The organism is Enterococcus sp. AZ109 (assembly GCF_051714625.1).
Taxonomy (GTDB): domain Bacteria; phylum Bacillota; class Bacilli; order Lactobacillales; family Enterococcaceae; genus Enterococcus_A.
Window position 1 is genome coordinate 1,044,990 of sequence record NZ_JBIOSF010000002.1, and the last position, 20,389, is coordinate 1,065,378.

General features: G+C 41.5%; 22 protein-coding genes and 1 pseudogene. 19 read left to right on the forward strand and 4 right to left on the reverse strand.

The annotated features are described in order from the left end of the window. Nucleotides 1-37: 37 nt before the first annotated feature. Nucleotides 38-871, forward strand: a complete 834-nt coding sequence (locus IGI42_RS21665) for an alpha/beta fold hydrolase (protein WP_438718134.1) — start codon at nt 38-40, stop codon at nt 869-871. Between the two features lie 145 nt (nt 872-1,016). Here the strand turns inward: IGI42_RS21665 and IGI42_RS21670 are convergent, their stop codons facing one another. Continuing rightward, nucleotides 1,017-1,814 carry an alpha/beta hydrolase gene (locus tag IGI42_RS21670; protein WP_438718135.1) on the reverse strand — a complete coding sequence of 266 codons (798 nt, stop codon included), beginning with the start codon at nt 1,812-1,814 and terminating at the stop codon, nt 1,017-1,019. 192 nt (nt 1,815-2,006) lie between these two features. Between IGI42_RS21670 and IGI42_RS21675 the strand changes: the two genes are divergently transcribed. From IGI42_RS21675 to IGI42_RS21690, 4 genes are all read left to right on the forward strand, one after another. Next, nucleotides 2,007-2,459, forward strand: coding sequence for a GNAT family N-acetyltransferase (locus IGI42_RS21675; protein WP_438718136.1), 453 nt, complete (start codon nt 2,007-2,009; stop codon nt 2,457-2,459). An 85-nt stretch (nt 2,460-2,544) separates the two neighbouring features. Then, on the forward strand, nt 2,545-3,345 hold the full coding sequence (locus tag IGI42_RS21680; protein ID WP_438718137.1) for a DUF4931 domain-containing protein: 801 nt from the start codon (nt 2,545-2,547) through the stop codon (nt 3,343-3,345). Nucleotides 3,346-3,597: 252 nt separating this feature from the next. Further along, nucleotides 3,598-3,972: an ASCH domain-containing protein gene (locus IGI42_RS21685; protein ID WP_438718138.1), complete on the forward strand. Its 375-nt coding sequence runs from the start codon at nt 3,598-3,600 to the stop codon at nt 3,970-3,972. 112 nt (nt 3,973-4,084) lie between these two features. After that, complete coding sequence (locus IGI42_RS21690) at nt 4,085-4,306, forward strand: hypothetical protein (protein WP_438718139.1); 222 nt, start codon at nt 4,085-4,087, stop codon at nt 4,304-4,306. A gap of 109 nt (nt 4,307-4,415) precedes the next feature. Here the strand turns inward: IGI42_RS21690 and IGI42_RS21695 are convergent, their stop codons facing one another. After that, nucleotides 4,416-5,045: a DUF998 domain-containing protein gene (locus IGI42_RS21695; protein WP_438718141.1), complete on the reverse strand. Its 630-nt coding sequence runs from the start codon at nt 5,043-5,045 to the stop codon at nt 4,416-4,418. 346 nt (nt 5,046-5,391) lie between these two features. Here IGI42_RS21695 and serC point away from each other — a divergent pair, with 346 nt between their 5' ends. The 8 genes and pseudogenes from serC (at nt 5,392) to IGI42_RS21735 (ending at nt 13,823) form a co-directional block, all read left to right on the forward strand. After that, nucleotides 5,392-6,474 (forward strand): 3-phosphoserine/phosphohydroxythreonine transaminase, encoded by a 1,083-nt coding sequence (gene serC, locus IGI42_RS21700; protein ID WP_438718142.1) that lies wholly within the window; start codon nt 5,392-5,394, stop codon nt 6,472-6,474. Then, complete coding sequence (locus IGI42_RS21705) at nt 6,475-7,659, forward strand: 3-phosphoglycerate dehydrogenase family protein (RefSeq protein ID WP_438718143.1); 1,185 nt, start codon at nt 6,475-6,477, stop codon at nt 7,657-7,659. Next, on the forward strand, nt 7,659-8,885 hold the full coding sequence (locus IGI42_RS21710) for a DUF1015 domain-containing protein (protein WP_438718144.1): 1,227 nt from the start codon (nt 7,659-7,661) through the stop codon (nt 8,883-8,885). Before IGI42_RS21705 ends, IGI42_RS21710 begins: the two co-directional genes overlap by 1 nt. Before the next feature lie 322 nt (nt 8,886-9,207). After that, complete coding sequence (locus IGI42_RS21715; RefSeq protein ID WP_438718145.1) at nt 9,208-10,089, forward strand: DUF362 domain-containing protein; 882 nt, start codon at nt 9,208-9,210, stop codon at nt 10,087-10,089. A 9-nt stretch (nt 10,090-10,098) separates the two neighbouring features. Beyond that, entirely contained in the window at nt 10,099-10,632 is a 534-nt protein-coding gene (locus IGI42_RS21720; protein WP_438718146.1) for an ECF transporter S component, read from the forward strand. Nucleotide 10,633: 1 nt separating this feature from the next. After that, nucleotides 10,634-11,197 (forward strand): uridine kinase family protein, encoded by a 564-nt coding sequence (locus IGI42_RS21725; protein WP_438718148.1) that lies wholly within the window; start codon nt 10,634-10,636, stop codon nt 11,195-11,197. Nucleotides 11,198-11,413: 216 nt separating this feature from the next. After that, nucleotides 11,414-12,231 (forward strand): annotated as a pseudogene (locus IGI42_RS21730) (glycosyltransferase). A 185-nt stretch (nt 12,232-12,416) separates the two neighbouring features. Continuing rightward, nucleotides 12,417-13,823 carry an ATP-binding protein gene (locus IGI42_RS21735; protein ID WP_438718150.1) on the forward strand — a complete coding sequence of 469 codons (1,407 nt, stop codon included), beginning with the start codon at nt 12,417-12,419 and terminating at the stop codon, nt 13,821-13,823. A gap of 38 nt (nt 13,824-13,861) precedes the next feature. Here the strand turns inward: IGI42_RS21735 and IGI42_RS21740 are convergent, their stop codons facing one another. Further along, nucleotides 13,862-14,371 carry a DNA-3-methyladenine glycosylase I gene (locus IGI42_RS21740; protein WP_438718151.1) on the reverse strand — a complete coding sequence of 170 codons (510 nt, stop codon included), beginning with the start codon at nt 14,369-14,371 and terminating at the stop codon, nt 13,862-13,864. A 134-nt stretch (nt 14,372-14,505) separates the two neighbouring features. Here IGI42_RS21740 and IGI42_RS21745 point away from each other — a divergent pair, with 134 nt between their 5' ends. Together IGI42_RS21745 and IGI42_RS21750 are read left to right on the forward strand one after the other, a co-directional pair. Then, nucleotides 14,506-14,841 carry a PadR family transcriptional regulator gene (locus tag IGI42_RS21745; protein ID WP_438718152.1) on the forward strand — a complete coding sequence of 112 codons (336 nt, stop codon included), beginning with the start codon at nt 14,506-14,508 and terminating at the stop codon, nt 14,839-14,841. A gap of 2 nt (nt 14,842-14,843) precedes the next feature. After that, nucleotides 14,844-15,875 carry an HAAS signaling domain-containing protein gene (locus tag IGI42_RS21750; protein ID WP_438718153.1) on the forward strand — a complete coding sequence of 344 codons (1,032 nt, stop codon included), beginning with the start codon at nt 14,844-14,846 and terminating at the stop codon, nt 15,873-15,875. 47 nt (nt 15,876-15,922) lie between these two features. On the opposite strand, the gene IGI42_RS21755 is transcribed toward IGI42_RS21750, so the two are convergent. Further along, nucleotides 15,923-16,720 carry an MBL fold metallo-hydrolase gene (locus IGI42_RS21755; protein ID WP_438718154.1) on the reverse strand — a complete coding sequence of 266 codons (798 nt, stop codon included), beginning with the start codon at nt 16,718-16,720 and terminating at the stop codon, nt 15,923-15,925. 141 nt (nt 16,721-16,861) lie between these two features. Here IGI42_RS21755 and IGI42_RS21760 point away from each other — a divergent pair, with 141 nt between their 5' ends. From IGI42_RS21760 to IGI42_RS21775, 4 genes are all read left to right on the forward strand, one after another. Beyond that, nucleotides 16,862-17,755, forward strand: coding sequence for a MurR/RpiR family transcriptional regulator (locus IGI42_RS21760; protein ID WP_438718333.1), 894 nt, complete (start codon nt 16,862-16,864; stop codon nt 17,753-17,755). 217 nt (nt 17,756-17,972) lie between these two features. Further along, entirely contained in the window at nt 17,973-18,617 is a 645-nt protein-coding gene (locus IGI42_RS21765) for a TetR/AcrR family transcriptional regulator (protein ID WP_438718155.1), read from the forward strand. 112 nt (nt 18,618-18,729) lie between these two features. Next, nucleotides 18,730-19,584, forward strand: a complete 855-nt coding sequence (locus tag IGI42_RS21770) for an ABC transporter ATP-binding protein (protein ID WP_438718156.1) — start codon at nt 18,730-18,732, stop codon at nt 19,582-19,584. Next, a complete protein-coding gene (locus IGI42_RS21775) occupies nt 19,577-20,347 on the forward strand; it encodes an ABC transporter permease (RefSeq protein WP_438718157.1) in 771 nt (256 codons plus the stop codon). The genes IGI42_RS21770 and IGI42_RS21775 overlap by 8 nt, the downstream gene beginning before the upstream one ends. The last annotated feature ends 42 nt before the right edge of the window (nt 20,348-20,389 follow it).

Consider the following 20,389-nt stretch of genomic DNA (forward strand, 5'->3'; position numbering starts at 1 on the left):
AGTGTAGTATACTGAGAAAAAAGAAAAAGGTGAAATAATGAAGACACCCGGGCAAATGGTCAAAGTAAATGACACAATTATGCATGTTTATTATGAAGCGTCTGCTAAGAAGGGACCTCCGATCGTCTTTTTGGCAGGATCGGGTACTGAATGCCCGCTTTATGACTTTAAACCATTGTGGAGTTTACTGAAAGAAAGCTATCCGATTGTCGTGATGGATCGACCGGGTTATGGCTGGAGTGGTCAAACAGCCGAACCCAGAGATGTGGACACATTAGTGGAAGAAACACGGGAAGCCTTGCGAGAGTCGAATATAACCGGTCCTTATATTCCAACCGCCCATTCCATGTCTGGCTTAGAAGCCATTTACTGGGGACAGAAATACCCAGAGGAAGTAGCGGCAATTATCGGCTTGGACATGGCGGTTCCTAAAGCTTATGAAACATTGGAGATTCCTAAATCTTATTCTTTAGTTGCCAAAGCCGCACATTTACTAAGGCGTCCTGTGGCAGCTTTGATGGTGAAGAATCATCCAGCAGTCAAAAATGGTGGGCTAGATCAATCGGAACAGACGGCGATGAAAGCGGTGATTCGCCAAAAGATTCTCAGTCAAAATATGCTAGACGAAATTCATTATGTCAAAGATAATGGGAAAAAAGTTGCTGAGGGTGAATGTCCACAACTTCCGGTTTTGTGTTTTTTAGCCGATGATCCAGCTAATTTGAAAAGAATTCCTTTGTGGGGAAAAATGCACCGCGACTATTTTGCCAGCAATCATCAGGCAGAATTTGTAGACTTGTCTTGTGGACATTATATTCACCGGGAAGAACCGGAAAGAATTGCTCAGGAGATGCGGCAATTTTTGGGATAAGTAATTGAGAAGACGACGGCCATTTTCGGCAGTCGTCTATTTTAATCCGCTAGAAAGTTTAATTCTTCAAAACTACAAGCCTATGATAGCCAGGATCTGGTTGCCGGTAGTTCAAGTTAACGATATCGATATTCAGAGAACTTTCTTATTTTGATAACCGTCTTTCCATCCAATCCACACACAAGGATAGCCATTTAGCGACTGGCGGATGAATATGTTGAGCTTCTTGTGATTCCGCTGAAGCACGGGTCGCTAAAGACAAACCGTGTTTGCCGCTTTCAAATAAATGACATTCAAAAGGAATCGCTTTTTGGGTTAGCCCTTCGCAGTATTTCAAGGTATTCAGTGCGGGAACCGAGCTGTCATCGGCTGTATGCCAGATAAACGTAGCGGGTGTGTCTGGATTTATTAGTGCTGAAGTGTCATAGTCTTTTAATTCACTGGGGTCCAAGACACCTTCTGCCGGCCAGCCGTAATTGAACCCAATGACTGGGTAGCAAAGAATCGATCCTAAGGGTTTTGAGTAACGGGGCTCATCTGTTTGAACCGTTTCTTGCCATTTATTTGCATACAAGGCAGCCATGTGACCACCTGCTGAGCAGCCTAGCAGGAAGATCGCTGTTGGATCAATTGTCCATTGTTCATAATTGTGTTCTATTTGCTTGAAAACTTCTGCCAGCAAGCGAGTATTCGTATCCAAATAGTCAGGTGTTACTTGTGAAGTCTCGGCTAAAACTGGATAATCAACCACAAGTGCATGGTACCCTTGAGATAAGAAAGCTAGGGCGATGGGCTCGGATTCACGGCCAGAAACCATCCGATAGCCGCCGCCTGGACAGATAACAACAACCGGTAAATGACTTAGATCAGACGATACATTTTCTCGCAGGTAAAGATCAAATGAGGCTGAAAAATCGGGTAATTCAATGGTTTCAAGTTTCATTTTTTTGCTCCTTTAGCTAATAATAGTAGGCGAATTCTTTATCAGCGACACTTGTTTCTAAATGATCGCTATCAGGTAAAAGTGTAAAGGAACATTGCCAGCAACGCAACTGCTAAATATGATCGTTGATCGGTTTTTGCTAAGTCTTCCTATGCTATAATTTACTTAATTAGTTGAATGAAGAGGGTTGTAATGATGGAAATAAAAATCATTAAAGCGAATAAAAAGGCGTTTCTCGATTTACTGCTTTTAGCCGATGAAGAAGAAAAGATGATCGACAAGTATTTGGAGCGTGGGGATCTGTTTGCTTTGTACGACGAGGATTTGAAAAGCACCTGTGTTGTAACGGATGAGGGCGAGGGTGTTTTCGAGCTGCAAAGCTTGGCGACTTATCCGGCATTTCAGGGGCAAGGGTATGGCAAGAAAATTGTGTGTTATGTAGTTGACTACTATAAGGATAAGGGGAAAACAATGACTGTCAGTACTGGCGATGTACCTTGGACAGTAGGGTTTTATGAAAGTTGTGGGTTTGTGTTTTCTCATAAACTGGAAAATTATTTTATTGAACATTATGAAGAGCCAATTTTTGAAGAAGGTATCCAATTGAAAGATAAAGTGTATCTCACGATGGCTTTTGACGATTGAAGTGCTCAAATTTAGCACAAAGCGCTTGATGGTCGATTCGATCAAGTATATGATGGTAAAAACAGGGAGAAAGGAACATCGATAAATGACCAAACCAAATCAGCAGCAGCCATTGATTTTTTCTCACGTAGCTGCTCAAGGCAAGCCGCAGCACATGACGGCGGAGAAAAATGGTTGTCCATTTTGTAATTACGCCGATACCGAAAATATATTAACCGAAGCCGGTGACTTTACCTGGGTACTTAATAAATATGCTACGTTAGAGAATACATTACAGACCATTATTATCGAAACAAAGGATCACGATGCAGATATAACTAACTATAGTCGCCAGTACAATCGTGATTTGATGCGTTTTGCCGTTGATTGTTGGCAACAGGTGAAAAATGATCCGAAATATCGTTCGGTATTGTTTTATAAAAACCATGGCCCACTATCAGGGGGCAGTTTGAAACATGCCCATATGCAAGTAGTTGGTTTGGAGGAACTAGACGGCGAGGAAAACTTAGTACCTGAGAACTTTACCGGGATTGAAGTATTTCAGCGGGAGAATTTGACTATCAATTTCTCAACCGAACCGGTAATGGGCTTTTTAGAGATCAATCTTTTAGTGCCAGCAGCCAACGAAGAAGAATTGGACCATTTGGCTGATGCCATCCAAGATACGGTGCAATTTATTTTGAATGAATACTATCGTGGTCGTTGTGATAGCTTTAATCTATTTTTGTATGAGCGGCAAGGACAGTTGATTGCGAAAATCACGCCACGTTTTGTGACGTCACCTTATTATGTGGGCTATAAATTGTCGCAGACTTTTACACCTGAACACTTGCAGGGCATCGGTGAAGAATTCCGTGCTTTTTTAGAAACGAAGGATTGGCATTGAGGATTCGTCTGTCTGACTAGAGAATTTCAGTTGAAGGGCTAATTAATTAAAAAAGTGGATTGGTCTCTCGACTGCGGGAATCACTCCGCTTTTTTAGAGCTAGGCGTTGTCTTCAATCTGGAAGGGGAATCTTTCGCATAATCAAAGTCGTTGTCGTTGTTTGAAAAGGACTCGAATGTAGAAATAGACAAGTTGAATGGATGCTGTGCTCTAAACTAAACAAAGAAATACAAGTAAGAGGAGCTGAGTCCGATGAAGGTCTTGATGTCGATTAAACCAGAATTTGTAACAGAAATTGCGAAGGGGACGAAAAAGGTCGAATACCGTAAAACCCTTTTCCAGCGAACCGACATAACGGCTGTTGTCGTGTATGCTACCAAACCCTGTGGGAAAATCGTTGGAGAATTTACAATCGAAAAAATTATCAAAGATCAACCTGCCATTATTTGGGCAAAAACTAAAGATTATTCACCAAGCATAAAGGAATCCTTTGACAATTACTTCCAAGATCGGGAAATCGGTTATGCACTGGTGATCAAGGAATTTATCAGCTATGATAAGCCGCTTGAGTTAAGTGTTTTTAGTCTTAAGGCAGCTCCTCAATCATTTTGCTATCTGATGGAGTAGCGGACAAGCTTGTTATAGACCGCATTAATTGCCATTTCAGCCAAATAAAGGTTGCACCATTTTGGCAGATACTCTAGTATTAGAAGTATCTAAACATAAAGGAAAGATTTCTATGAAAAGCTTTATTCTCTCCCACGACATGCTTTTACTGATTATTTTGGCTGGATTTCTACTGGCAACGCTGGTCTTTTTTGTCTTATCGATCAAATCATTTGTAAAAGAAAAAAATCTAGAAAATGGTTTATTTTTTATGTTGCTGACTGTCCTATTGGTCTTCATTTTATGCTCACTTTATTTAAACTCGATCTTTCAGGAGCTGCCACCACCGATTTAGGCGGGTTTCTTCTATATTATATATGACTATGGTCCCAGCCGGTTTCTCGATTCAGGAGGACGGGCTTTTTTTGCGTGGGATGAAAACTGGCGGACTTCCCAAACGACGATTATCTGATCATGTTTTTTACTGCGATAACCCCCAGTGGAAAATACATAAATAATAGATTTAGCCGTTGCCAGAGCCCTTCGTTGCCGATCAGTGTTTGCTGAAATTGGGGTTTGTCTGCCAGTACAAACAAGACAAAAAAGCTCACCGACAAAATAAATGAAAAAGCTGCCAGCACCCCCGTTGTTCTATCTGCTGATCTAAAAGAGAGAATCGCTAAAAATAAAGGAACAAAAAGCATTACCATAAAGCCAATCACAGAACCCACACCATGAACCAATGAAGCAGTCGTAACGACTTCTTTTGTCTCATTGACACTGAAAAAACCGGTGAAGATACATGCGCCAACTGCGAAAATACTGATTAATAAGACAGTTACAAAGCTCAACGGCTTAGAAACACGACTATAGAAACGGTAAATTGTAGGAACTGCAAGTAAAAGTAAGATGCCCGCAGTCAGCATCCATCCATTAAATGGAAGTCGAACAGGACTGTTGGGATTTCCCAACGTGCTGATAACCATCGTTTTAGCATTGTACCCTGAGTAAAAAGGTGCCAGAATTAAAGGAACCACCAGTTCGCCGATAATCGCAATGAACAAAAAAAGCCAACCTTTGTTAAATGAATTCATTTTTTTCTCCTTCGTACAATTTATCTTTATCTTACTATAGAAAGAGAGCCATGATCCAGCAGTATTTTGTTGAATATCTTTCTATGGAAATGATCGTAGTCTTGCTTAATTAAGAGTAGATTTCAGGTTTCGTTGACTTTGCCTGAAAGAAAAGTGAAAATTTTCGGGATAAATGCAAATTATATTAAAATGTCAGTAAAATTAGTCTTTTATCATTTTGAAACATCTGTTATAATTGTCTTCACATCTTACGGTGGATGCCAGTTTTTCTCACATGTAGAAAATAATGGCGGAATGTATGGATGTGGTTTACCAAGTTTAAAAAAGAAAAAGGAGAGAACAAAAAATGACAATTTACAATTTTTCTGCTGGACCAGCCGTGTTACCGAAAGCCGTGTTGGAGAAAGCCCAATCCGAGCTGCTTGACTATAAAGGCAGTGGCATGTCGGTGATGGAGTTGAGTCATCGTTCCTCCTGGTTTGAAGATATAATCAAGGATGCCGAAAGTTTACTAAGAGAATTAATGGCGATCCCGGACAACTACAAAGTGTTGTTCTTACAAGGTGGCGCAAGTCTGCAATTTACCATGGTGCCGTTAAATCTAGCACAAGGTAAAAAAGCATTGTATGTAAGCACCGGCTCTTGGGCGAAAAAAGCGATCAGTGCGGCCAAAGCATTAGATAATGTCGAAGTTGAAGTTATTGCTGCTTGTGAAAATGATAACTTTAGCTATATTCCTGAATTGCCAAAAGAAGTTGATCCATCAGCGGCTTATGTACACATTACTACGAATAATACGATTGAAGGAACAGCCTTCCAAACGATTCCTGATTATGGGGATGTGCCAATTGTTGCAGATATGTCATCAAATATTTTAGCCAATGACTATAAAGTAGAAGATTTTGGTGTAATTTATGCTGGGGCGCAAAAAAATATTGGGCCAGCTGGTTTGACGGTTGTGATTATCCGTGAAGATTTAATCGGAGACGCAAAAATTGCGGCACCAATGCTGGATTACAAAATCCAAGCCGACAATAATTCCCTATACAACACACCGCCAACCTTTGCAATTTACATGGCGAAGTTAGTCTTTGAATGGGTAAAAGAGCAAGGCGGCGTGGCTGGAATTACTCAAAAGGATCAAGAAAAAGCAGGTCGTCTCTACGATGCAATCGACAATTCTAGCTTGTTCCAAAGTCCGGTAGCTAAAGATGCCCGGTCAATTACCAACATTCCATTTGTGACTGGCGATGCAGACTTAGACAAGAAATTCAATGCGGAAGCACTGGCTGCTGGTTTTGAAAACTTGAAGGGTCATCGCTCTGTGGGTGGTATGCGAGCTAGCCTATATAATGCGTTCCCAGCAGAAGGCGTCGAAGCTTTAGTGAACTTCATGGAAAAATTCGAACAAGAAAACGGGGGAAAATAAATGTTTCATATTAAGACATTTAACGCGATTGCACCAGAGGGTATGGAGCGTTTTGATAAAGAAAATTACCGCATCAACGAAAGTGACACACCAGACGGCATTATTTTGCGCAGTCAAAAATTGCACGATTATGACTTTCCTGAATCTGTTTTAGCAGTTGCGCGAGCGGGAGCAGGAACTAACAATATTCCAGTTAAAGAATGTACGGAAAAAGGAATCGTTGTTTTCAACACACCAGGGGCAAACGCTAATGCAGTGAAAGAATTAGTGATCGCTAGCTTGTTGTTATCAGTTCGTCCGATGGTGCAAGGGATTCAATGGGTTCAAACACTTAGCGGTGATGATGTAGAAGATCAAGCGGAAGCGCAAAAGAAACAATTTGCCGGTACGGAACTAGAAGGCAAAAAGCTTGGTGTGATCGGTCTTGGGGCAATTGGTGCCATGATCGCTAACGATGCTTACCGTTTAGGCATGGAAGTAACGGGTTACGATCCCTTTGTTTCTGTAGATACCGCTTGGAGCATTTCTCGTCGGGTTCGCCGGGCAAATGATATCAAAGAAATTTTCACCAATTGCGATTTTATTACGGTTCATGTCCCTTTGATGGAAACAACGAAGCATTTAATCGGTGCGGATGAGTTGATCCAAATGAAGGATACTGCAAAATTGTTTAACTTTTCTCGTGGAGAAATTGTCGATACCGATGCTGTTTTAGCTGCCGTTAACGAAGGGAAAATTGCCGGCTTCACGACCGACTTTGCCGAAGAAAAGTTATTGCACAATGACAAGATTACTGTTTTGCCGCATTTGGGGGCATCAACCGAGGAAGCGGAAATCAACTGTGCCAAAATGGCGGCTCGTGGTTTAAAGCGTTTCTTGGAAACTGGTATTATTAAGCGTTCAGTAAACTTCCCAACGGTGGAAATGGCTTTTCAAGCACCTTATCGCATTACCATCATTAACAAAAATGTACCGAACATGTTGGGGCAGATTGCCTCTGATATTGCGTCATTAGATATTAACATTTCTAACATGGTAAACCGTGGACAAGAAGATCACGCCTATACCTTGGTGGATGTGGATGAAACCGATCCGGAAAAAATTCAAGCAATCGCTGACAAATTGATGGAAAACGACGGCATCGTCCGGGTACGTACCATCAAAAATCAGGAGGTGAGCTATTAATGGTAGAGGTTCATCCATTTAAGGCCATTCGTCCAGCAGAAGCATTAGCAGACAAAGTAGCTGCATTACCTTATGATGTAGTGAATTCAGCGGAAGCCAAAGATTTAGCCCAAGATAATCCTTACAGCTTTTTTCATATCGATAAAGCGGAAATTGATTTGCCAACGGATTTGTCCCCTTATGACCCGCAAGTCTACCAAAAAGCGGCGGACAATTTAGCGGCTTTTCTAAAGGAAGGCTGGCTGAAAAAAGAAGACAGCAATTACTATTACTTGTACGAGCTGATCATGAATGGCCGCAGTCAAACGGGCTTAGTTGCCTGTACTTCAATTGATGATTATGTGTCTGGTAAGATCAAAAAACATGAGTTTACTCGTCCAGAAAAAGAAGTGGATCGGATTAATCACATCAAAGCTTGTGATGCCAATACCAGTCCAATTTTCTTAAGCTATCGTTCCGATGAGACAGTTCAAGGATTGCTGAAGGAATGGAAAGCGGCGCATACGCCCGTTTACGATTTTGACAGCTATCATGAGGTGACTCATAAGGTTTGGGTGATCGATGAAGCAGCAGTCATTGAGAAGTTGGAAAATGCCTTTAACCAAGTCGATGCCTTGTACATCGCGGATGGTCACCATCGGACAGAGTCTGCGGTGAAGGTTGGCTTGGAAAAACGTAAAAATGGCGAAGAAAGTCCTGAAAGCAGCCACTTCTTGTCGATTATTTTTCCAGATGATGAATTAGCGATTTGGGAATACAACCGCGTGTTGAAAGTAGCACCGCCGGCCGATTTCTTTGAACAATTAGCTGAAGCCTATACGGTTGAAAAAAGTGGCGTGAAAAAACCAGCAGCAGTGGGGCAAGTACAAATGTATCTTGGCAAAGACTGGTACACATTGACTGTGAAACCAGAAAAAGTAAACAATGATCCAGTCGAAAGTTTGGATGTATCCTTGTTGCAAAATTATGTCTTTGATCAAATTTTTGATATCAAAGATGTGCGGACCGATAAACGGATTGATTTTATTGGCGGAATTCGCGGAACGGATGAATTGGAAAAATTGGTGGACTCTGGCGATTGGCAGCTAGCTTTCTCTATGTACCCAACAGCGATGTCTGATTTATTATCAGTCGCTGATGCCGGCAAAATTATGCCGCCAAAGTCCACTTGGTTCGAGCCTAAACTATTAAGCGGATTATTCATGCATGACTTGGAAACAAAATAGAACTAAAACCGCCTATAAGACGACAATCGATCGTTTTGTAGGTGGTTATTTGTATTTATTTGTAAATTAAGTAGGAAGTATAAGAATTGTTCAGTTTCGAGAAATAATCCGAAAGAGCTGCTTCAGTTATCTCGATTATGTGGTTTTCAGTGGCTGTGACGTTTTCTGGTACAGCATCATTTTGTTGATAATAAATTTGTGAGTTTTTTATTAAAAAAAACACAGAAAACTATTGACTTAAACCATACTCGAAGTGGTAAGCTAAAATTGTAAGTTTATTGTTGCTAGTCCCAAGAATAATTAGGAAAGCGAGCGTGTAAAAATGAAAAAAGATCAAGAAAAAGCAATTGTTTACATGACGAAGGACTTATCATCGGACGGTTTGATGAAAGTTTATCACGCATTAAATTGGGAGCCAACAGGGAAAGTCGCCGTGAAATTAAGTACGGGCGAAGCGGGAAATACCCATTACTTAGCACCAGATTTAATTAAGGAATTAGTTCAGTCGGTAGAAGGGACAATTGTTGAATGCAATACTGCCTATGCTGGCAAACGGGTGAGTACAGAAGATCATTTGCAGGTAGCCAAAGATCATGGTTTCACTGCGATTGCTGACGTGGATATTATGGATGCTGAAGGATCATTATCTTTGCCGGTTCCTAATGGTCAACGAATCGATGAAAATTTAGTTGGGAAGAACTTAGCTAATTATGGTTCTGTTTTAGTCTTGTCTCACTTTAAGGGCCATGCTATGGGCGGATTTGGTGGTGCGGTGAAAAATATCTCGATTGGAATTGCTTCACGAGATGGGAAAATCTGGATTCATAGTGGCGGTACCAGTAAAACGCAAGCCTGGGAAGGTGAACAGGATGCTTTCTTGGAATCGATGGCAGAAGCAGCAAAATCAGTTTCTGATTATTTCGATGAGGGAGAAAAAATGACTTATATTAATGTCATGAATCATTTATCGGTGGATTGCGATTGTGACGGTAATCCGGCTGAACCAGATATGCATGATATTGGAATATTAGCTTCCCACGATCCTGTGGCACTGGATAAAGCCTGTGTTGATTTGATCTATGCTGCAGAAGATGGGGCTTCATTAATCGAACGGATGGAAACGAGAAACGGGATTCATACCTTAGACCATGCAGTTGAGATGGGATTGGGCCAACAAGAATATGAATTGGTTTCAATCGACTAGGAGGATGTTATGTTAAATACAAAAAAACTTGTGCTAGCGGCCCTTTTTTTAGCTATGGGCATGGTACTGCCATTTATTACCGGGCAAATACCGCAAATCGGTAGTATGCTTTTACCCATGCACATCCCTGTGATTCTCTGCGGGTTCGTTTGCGGCTGGCAATATGGGTTATTAGTCGGCTTTATATCGCCATTGTTGCGCTTTGTGCTTTTTGGTATGCCGCCGTTGTTTCCAGTAGGGATTGCTATGGCTTTTGAATTAGCTGCTTACGGTATATTAGTTGGACTTGTGTACCATAAATTGAAACAAACGGATGTCAAAGGATTGTACATGGCTCTGATCATCGCAATGATTGGCGGTCGGGCAGTCTGGGGAGTAGTGATGGTCTTATTGACGGGTATTTCCGGCGGTGTTTTCTCTTGGCAACTATTCATGGCAGGTGCCTTCATCAACGCACTTCCAGGAATTATTTTGCAGCTGGTCATTATTCCAGTGATTATGCTGGCTTTAGAGCGAACGCACCTTATTGAATCGAAGGCTTAATATGACTAGTTTTGAAACAATCTGCAGGCTTATCGATGAAAGATTAAAGCAAAAACAACCGTTGATTGTGGCGATCGATGGTCGATGTGCAGCGGGGAAAACCACCTTGGCTAAAAAGCTGCAGGAACACTATCATTGTGCTTTGATTGCGATGGATGATTTCTTCCTCCAGCCGCAACAGCGGACAAAGGAACGGTTGGCACAGCCTGGCGGCAATATCGATCATGAGCGCTTTTTACAAGAAGTGCTAACGCCTTTACAGGAAAAACAGGAAGCTAGTTACCAGCCTTATGATTGCCAGAGTCAAAGCTTTTTGCCGACTATTAATGTGCAGAAAGCGGCTTTGTATTTGATAGAAGGCTCATACGCCTGTCATCCGTCATTAATTGCTGCGTATGATTTGAAGCTGTTTCTAACGACAACACCTGAAAAGCAGTTGTCACGTTTAGAAAAGCGAAATCCACAGAAGTTAACTCAATTTCAAGAACGCTGGATTCCGTTAGAAGAACGCTATTTTTCAGCCTATCCGGTCGAAGAAGCGGCGGATCTGGTGGTTACAACTTAATAGTTTTAAAAAAGCAAAGTTCATGTTGAATTTTGCTTTTTTTGTTCTTGTTTTAAAGGATTTAAATGATTTCTGCCTCTTGTCGGTTTATATAGATGAGCAAGTAAATGGAAGCGAATTTTTCTGGTGTTTTTCAAGAGAATGAAAAATCTGAACTTTTTATTCTTTCATTTAAGTCAGATCTATTTTTAAGCTTGTAAGGGGAGGGGAATTTTTATGACACTAAAAATATGTATGTTTTCAAAAGCCGATTCAGTTCCGGGACAGGGCGTGGGAAGTGCCTACAACGAATTAGTAAGAATGCTAGAAGACAAATTTCCATCTGAATTTGAGATCGTAGTAAATGATTTTTCTGCAACAACAATTTCCCATTATCATACTGTGACTCCACAATTCTATTTCTCTACTTTTCAAAAGAAAAAGCGTGGAGTAAAAATCGGTTCTGTCCATTTTCTACCAGAAACTTTAGAGGGCAGTCTAAAACTTTATGGTCTTCAGCAAATATGTGCTGAGCTTTTATAGAAGGATGGATCTATTAGTGGTGGTCAACCCAGACTTTATTTCAGAATTGGTAAAACTGGGATTTGATCGTTCAAAAATATAATATATACCAAAATTTGTAGGTACTGAAAATTTTTGTCGAATACACGAGAAAATGGATTTAGAGCAGTATAAAAGAAGTTTGGGGATTCCAGCAGAGCGGTTTGTTGTATTGGGCGTTGGGCAAATTCAAAAGCGGAAAGGCTTTACCGATGAGTATTCTTGAAGCCTTTAATTGTGGAACGCCAGTCATGCTTCGGGATTTGGATTTGTATAAAAATATACTTGACGACTTATATATCAAAGCGAAAGATTTTGCAGAGATGGATGAAAAGATTCACACCATGACTAAGTGCTCTAGGGAAATGAAAATTTACCAAAATAAAGCCATTGAAGGTGCCCTTCGTTATTCGAAGGATAATGTTTCGGAGATTTGGAAAGATTTTTATGAAAAAGTAGGGAATACTACCCAAGTACAAGATTTTGAAGAGTAATAAAAGTTGATAATGTTTGCTTTGGTAGTTTGTTTTTGTATAAGTTTTCTGGCGGGTAATCGTTTTGCTTTTTCGTGAGCAAGCTCAGATTCATTTGAATTTACTGGGGAAATAGTATAAACTTAATTAGTATAAACGAACTTATACTAAGTTGAGTTATATTAATTTTTAAAGGGGGCTTTCATATGTTTATCGGACGAAAAGATGAATTGGCAACGATGGAGCGATTGTACCGTTCAGACAAGTTTGAGTTTCTGGTTCTCTACGGTCAACGGCGAATCGGCAAAACAACCTTGATTAATGAATTTGCCAAAGATAAATCCGTCATCTTTTTTACTGCCAAAGAAACCAATGATTCCATGAATTTACGGGCTTTTACGAAATTAGTTGTGGAACACTTCAATCAGAAGTTGCCTGAGAGCTTTGTTTTTGAAACTTGGGAGGAAGCATTTGTTTGGCTAGCTGAGATCAGCGACAATCGGAAAACAGTACTGATCATCGACGAATATCCTTATGCGGCGACGGCCAATAAAGCCCTCAATTCCATGCTGCAAATTGTGATTGACCACCATTTTCTCCAATCAAAAATCAAATTAATCTTAAGCGGCAGCCATGTTTCTTTTATGGAAAAGGAAGTCCTAGGCTATAAATCACCACTTTATGGACGGAAGACGAGTCAAATTCAGTTGAAGCCTTTTGATTATTCTGATGCGGCTCAAATGGTTCCGAGATACAGTGATGAGGATAAAATCCGCTTTTACAGTGTCTTAGGAGGGGTGCCTTACTATTTGTCTTTGGTGGATCATACCCGTTCTTTTGAGGAAAATTTGAAGGAGCTCTTTTTCACTAGTGATGGTCGGTTGTATCAGGAGCCGGATTTTCTGATGCGGGAAGAATTTGATCAACCGGCAAAGTATAATGCGATTATACAAGCTGTAGCGCAAGGGGCTAATCGTCCATCCCTGATTTCGAATATCACCAAAATTGAAACTAGTGCTTTACCTTATTATTTGACTACTTTAATAGAGATCGGTTTTTTGAAGAAGCGTATTCCTTTTGGTGAAGATCCGCTGCGTTCTCGTAAAGGCATCTATGAGATTGCGGATAATACCTTTCGCTTTTATTATGAGAATGTGTATCCCAATGAAACAGCGATTGAGCGAGGATTTGGTGATATAGTAGCTGATGAGACGGTTCTACCAGCGCTGAATCAATTTATCGGGCAAACCGTGTTTGAAACAGTGTGCGAACAATATTTGGTCCGGGCCATTCGCGGACGGAAGTTGAATTTGCTGCCGACAGAAATCGGCCGCTGGTGGGGCAATGATGCCCAAGCTAAACAGCAGGCGGATATTGACATCGTGCTGGGAAATAAGGAGCAAGTTATATTGGCGGAATGTAAATGGCGCAACGAATTTGATGAAATAAAGGAAATTAAAAAGCTGCTGGATAAGCGTCGGCTATTACTTAATTATTCGGTTTATCGCTATTATTTCTTTGCTAAAAAGGATTATGGCGAGAAAACGAAACAATTTGCGGCGCAATATCCTGAATTAACGTTAATCACAGTGGCCGATTTGTTTAAGATATAAAATGAAGCAGATTCCTAAAAAAACGGGAATCTGCTTTTTTAACGATCCAGCACCTGATCCTGAATAATTCCAGCCGCCTTTAAAAACATACAAGTCACCACTGGTCCCACGAAAGTAAACCCACGCTTTTTCATATCTTTGGCAATGCTTGTGGCTTCTGGCAGAGTGTTGGCGACCTGGTCAGAAGTTTCATACTCCTTAACCACCGGCACGCCGCCGACAAAATCCCACAAATAATCGGCAAAACTATCGTAGTCTTCCAACAACCCGACAATTGCTCGGGCATTTTGGACAACGGCTTTGATTTTACGGGGATTGCGAATCATTTCCGGATCTTTGCAAATTCGTTCGATGTCATCGGGAAAGAAAGCGGCGACCTGACGAAAATCCATATCACAGAAATTCTTCATGTAGACGTCCTTTTTACCAGCGGCCGCTTTCCAGCTCAGACCTACCTGAAAAACACCTACTGTTAATAGTAGAAAAAGCAGTTGATCATCTTTCGTCGGGGTCCCCCAGCGGTCACTGTACCATTGATAACTTTTCATTTTTAATGCTTCCTCCTTTACTAGATTCTCTTAGCTTGATTGTATCACAAGCGGAATAATTGTGAATATAAAATGATGTGCTATTGACTATATTGTGTGATATACAGTATAATCATAAATGAAGAGGTGATGATATGCCAGAGAAGGATCTTGTACAAAGTTACATCACTGAAATGAAGCGGGGCAGTTTAGTATTAGCTGTGTTAGGGAGCTTGAAGGAACCCTATTATGGCTATGCTTTGCTGCAGCAGATGCAAGAGGCAGGGATTGAAATAGAAGCCAATACGCTATATCCTTTGCTGCGAAGGTTGGAAAAGCAAGGATTATTGACTAGTGACTGGGACACCACAGAAAGCCGACCACGGAAATATTATACTGTCAGTCAAGAAGGCGTGGCAATCAGTCAGGAACTGTTGAAGGAATGGCGGCGGATGCAAAAAAGCATCGCGCAAATTTACTTGGAGGAATAAGTATGAATAATTGGATTAATCGTTACGTAGCGGCAGTGGTGGGTCGCTTGCCGGAAAATGAACGAGCAGAAGTTACTCGGGAATTGAAAAGTAGTATTTATGATATGTTATCGGAGAACCCAACCGAAGCAGAAGTGAAGCACGTGTTACAAGAAATGGGATCGCCAGCGGAATTGGCAGAGGAGTATCGTCAGAACCCCCGTTATTTGATTTCACCAAGGATTTACGATGATTACATCCGGATGCTGAAGGTGCTGGTGCCAATCTTTGCACTAATCATAGGAGCAATTGGAGCATTCAGGGGCGGCATTGAAGCCTTTCAAACCAATGGGATAAAAATGACAGAAGTATTTGAGCTAATCATTGGCGATGGCATTAGCAGCGGTGTTTCCGGGGCGATGGAAGCACTGGTCTTGATCACAATCGGCTATGTGATTGCTGAAAGAACCGGCATGATTGGCGATAAAAAGAAAGAAGAGTGGAAGCTGGAAGATTTGCCACAACCGCAAGAAGGCAAGCTGATCCCCCTCTCTGATCCAATTGGCGAATTGATTGCAGCCTTTTTCTTCTGCGGTTGGTTGGCATTAATTGGTCTTGGGCTTGCGCCGTTCGTGGCATTTACCAATGATCAATCAGTGGAAGGCGTTGCGCTGTTTAGCGACAGCTTTGCCATGAAAGTAGTACCGATTATGGTGGTGCTGATTCTGTTGACCGTGATTTCCAGTCTGAAAAAAATAACGCAGCGTCGCTGGACCAGCCAGGTTTGTTTCTGGGTGATCGTCGATAATTTAGTGTCGGCTTTGTTGTGGATCTTTTTGTTCATGCAGCGGAATATTTTCAGTACTGAGTTTATTCGCATGATGCAGGAGCAGGAGTGGTCAAGCGGCGATGTGCTGCACTATATTTCAACCGGAAATACCACCTATATTCAGCTGATTATTTGCGGCATTATCGTGGTGGTGACACTGATTGAAATTGGATCGGCTATTTACAAAACGGCGAAAAATACTTCAGTTCAAGCAACTGTTGCATGAAAAAAGGAATCCTCGGCGATCTTGCGCTCAGGATTCCTTTTTAGCTTTTAATGCTTAGTCAATTGGAAAGCTTCCCCCGCCGCCAATACACGAATACGTTCAGGATTAACCACTTTACCGTAAAGAGCTTCAGGATCGCCGTTGAATACGTCTTTGTCTGGTGCATCCACTGTGCCCCAGTGAGACAAAATCAGGTCAGCCTTAGGATACGTGTTGGCTAATAAGATGGCATTAGCTAAACCGATATGCCATTCGTTGTCGGAAAAATCGTATAAAATCGCATCTGGTTGCGGCATTTCCAGCTGCTCCGGCAACAGTTTCGAGTCACCAGGAATCCACAGGGTGCCGTCGGGTGTGTCAATCCAAAAGCCGCAGTAGTCTTCCATTTTGTAAACACGGTCGGGTTTGCTGCGGGCGTTTTGCCACAAATGGTCTGCCGGTGTCAGGGTGATGGTGATATCGCCATCTTGAAAAGTCTCGTGAATCTTGTGCCCGGTTGCCGGGTAATCAAAGTTTTTTTTCATTAAATCCGCCACAAAAATCGGCGCATGTGCAGCTTTCGTGACCGGCAGGATTTTCTTCAAGGTATCTAGGCTGTAATGATCATTATCGGAATGTGTGATCAGTAAATTGTCGACCTTAGGCACTTCGTCTGCTGGGATGGGAAGATCAATCAATAAAGGCAGATCGAAGCCTTCCAGCACAGGATCGGCCAGCAGACAATACCCGCGGCTATTCATCAAAATACCAGAATTGCCCAACCAGCGGATTTCAGTTGTTTCAATTGGTTCAAAGGCTTCTTTGCCAAAGGGAATTGTTGTTGGTGGGGTGGCTTGTTTTTTCATTTTAAGGGCTCCTTTTTCAACTTTATAGTCTAAGTATACCTCTTAATGTGAGCTTTAAGTCAAACTTTTTAGTCTATGTTTTCTGGAGTCTGACTGTTACAATTAGGAGGAAGAATGAGTTCAGGTGAAAGGGTGAAGGATATGTATTTATTCCAACGAATTGAGGAGGCGGCTTTCAAGCAAAGTGATGCTCGCCGCACGATTGGTGAATTTATTTTGGAGCATCGGGATCAACTGTCGGAGCTTACGATGGAGGAAATTGCCAAGCAGACCTTTACTTCTAAGCCGACGTTGGTGCGCTTTGCCAAGTATTTCGGTTATTCCGGCTGGAAAGAATTTATGTATGCCTTTAGCCATGAGGTGGCCTATCATGACGATACGGCATATGACGATGTCGATCCGAATTTTCCTTTTGAGGCAGAATCAGACACGCTGGAAATTGTTGAGAGTCTGGTGAACTTAAAAATGCAAAGTATCAAGGATACCGTGTCGCTGATTGCGGTGGAGGATTTGAACAAGGCCGCTCAGCTAATTCAGCGGGCAGAAAATGTAGTGATTTACGGCAACAGCCCCAACTATTTTTATGGCGAGCTGTTTAAGCGGAATTTATTAACGATTCGCAAGAAGGCCTTTATGGCTAAGTCGGGGGAGTGCGGGATTACTTCCCATTCCTTAACCGAGAAGGATTGCGCCATGATTATTTCTTATTCTGGCAATAGCCCCGATGAGAATCCCACCAGCAATGTCAAAATCTTGCTACGCAACAATGTGCCGATCATCAGTATCACCAGCGGCGGCGACAATTATTTGCGGGATTATTCGGATGTGGTGCTGAATATGTCCAGCAAGGAGAAGCTGTATTCGAAGATTTCCAACTTTGCCACCCAGGAATCGGTCATGATGATTTTGGATGCCTTGTTTGGGAAAATCTTTGCCTTGAATTACGAGGAAAACAAAGCCAATAAGATTGCCAGCTCCAAGCAGCTGGAATCCAAGCGCCAGGCGACCTTTAAGGATTTGGAGGAAGGGTTTTAAAAATGCCAAGTTTGATCAATTGCTTGTATAAACGTTCTTCTACTGGATTTATTTTAACGGATAGTTTAAAAGCAGTGGCGCTTTTAGTCCCAAAATGGACGATGCTACTAAAGTACTTTGCCTAATATCATAGACTATGAACGTAAGTGCCTTTGACAAACTGTTAGTGGCACTATATAATACATTCATACCGAATGAATGTTAAAGGGAGATAAGTATGGCTAGAAATAAACATCCAGAAGTTACTGTTGATAAAATCTTAGAAGCCGCTAAAAGACTATTTCTTGAAAAAGGTTATGATCGTACAACTATTCAAGACATTGTCAATGAGTTAGAGGGGCTGACTAAAGGAGCGGTGTATTACCACTTTAAATCAAAAGAAGAAATCATGAATGCGCTGGAGGACAAAATGTTCTTTGACAATAATCCTTTTGAGATGGTAAAAAAACATCCGGAATTGAATGCCTTGGAAAAAATGCGAATGCTGGTGAAAGCCAACAAAACGGATGAGGAGCAAATAGAATTAATGAAGCAGTCTATTCCATTGATGAAAAATCCTCATATTTTAGCCCGGACGTTGGAATCCAATCACCGTATCCTCTATCCATACTGTCTCGAACTGATCGAAGAAGGGCAAAAAGACGGCTCGATCCCTGTAGAAAATGCACAAGTTGTAGCGGAATTCATCGTCTTAATCAATATGTGGTTCTTGCCTTCGCTCTTTCCCGGCGGAAACGAAGAGGTTCGCCAAAGGTATCTATTTATTGCTAGTATGTTTGAAAAAATGGGTGCACCGATCTTTGATGTTGAGATGGAAGATATCATCTCAACCTCTAGCTATTTCTCTGACTCTGAAGAATAAAATTGTCTTTGACCGGACAATTTTTATTTTAATTATATACATTCATTCGGTAGGTATGTAAAATTTGTTGCTCTGTTTCAGGATTGTTGTGAAAATTAAAGGAGGTTCTATCGTGTTCAAAAAAGATGTTTCGATCACTGTATCATCATTAAGAAAAAGCTACTCCAATAAGGAAGTATTAAAGGACGTCAGCTTTTCTGTGCCAGAAGGAACTATCTACGCCTTGCTAGGTTCTAATGGTGCCGGAAAAACCACGATCATTAAAATTTTAGCTACCTTATTGAAGCCAGATGGTGGTAAAGCAGTCATTAAGGATTTTGATGTGGTTACTCAAGGCGATGAAGTTCGGCAGCGAATTAGTTTGACGGGGCAATTTGTTGCAGTGGATGAAGTATTGACTGGCAGAGAAAATTTGACTCTGATCGGCCGGTTAAAAGGTTTGCCTAATGTGCTGGCAAAGACGGAAGAGTGGCTGGCACTTTTTGATTTAACTAACGCTGCAGATCGTAAGGTTTCTACCTATTCCGGTGGCATGCGGCGAAGATTGGATATTGCTATGAGTTTAATGGGAAATCCGGAAATCTTGTTTCTTGATGAACCAACTGCTGGGCTGGACCCACAGACCCGCATTACCATGTGGAATTTAGTAAAAGGGCTTTCAGCGAAAGGAACAACGATAGTTCTCACCACACAATATTTAGAGGAAGCAGAATATCTAGCAGATAATGTGGCGATTCTTCATCAGGGACGAATTCTAGTGGAGGGCACTCCTGATTATTTGAAAAAAATTCTGCCTAACCGCGGCGTAAAACTAAATTTTACCAGCGAAAAACATGCAGCAAAAGCATTATCAATTTTACGTGCAAATCAGGTTGAGGTGAATGAGATCGAGCAAAACCTGCCTTCGTTAGAAGATGTCTTCTTAACCTTGATCGATGAAAACAAGGAGGAAAATACCTATGTCTAAGTTAAAACGGAGTATAATTTCCGATTCGTGGACGATGTTTACGCGTTGTTTACGGATCTCCCTGAGAAATCCTGAAGCTATCTTGGTGGCAACGATCGTACCTTTTGTCTTAATGCTATTGTTTGGGACGATCTTTGGTAGTATTTCGGCGATTGAAGAGTTTAATTACATTGATTTTATTGTCCCAGGCATTATCCTGCAAAGTATTGGTCAAGCGTCTCAATACTCAGCTATGAATGTCGCCTCGGATATGAAAACCGGGATTATCGACCGTTTTCGTACCTTGTCGATTTCAAAATCAGCCGTTCTGATCGGGCATACTTTTGCGGGAGTTGTCAGAAGTACTATTTCGACGGTTATTATCTTTCTCACTGCTCTAGTATTAGGTTTTAGACCTCAGGGGAATTTTTGGGATTGGTGTGTTGTTGCTGGTTTGTTGATTGTTGTAAACTTCACTGTCTCTTTACTTGGTGTTTTGTGTGGGCTGCTCTCGAAGACGGTGGAAGGTGCCAGCAGTTTGATGCTGCCTTTGTTTATTTTACCCTTTGTTAGTTCTGGCTTTGCACCCGTAGAGTCACTTAATAGCAGTATTCGGTGGTTTGCCCGAGTACAGCCGATGACACCAATTATCGATAGTATTCGCTCATTGACGTTGGATTTGCCGTTAAACAACAACTTGATAATTGCTTTGATCTGGTGTATCGGCATCATTATAGTTGCCTATATTTCCTCATTACAGCTTTACAAGCGAAAAACATCTTAATGACTTGTAATTCAACATCGCTCCCCGCTCTGTCCACGGATT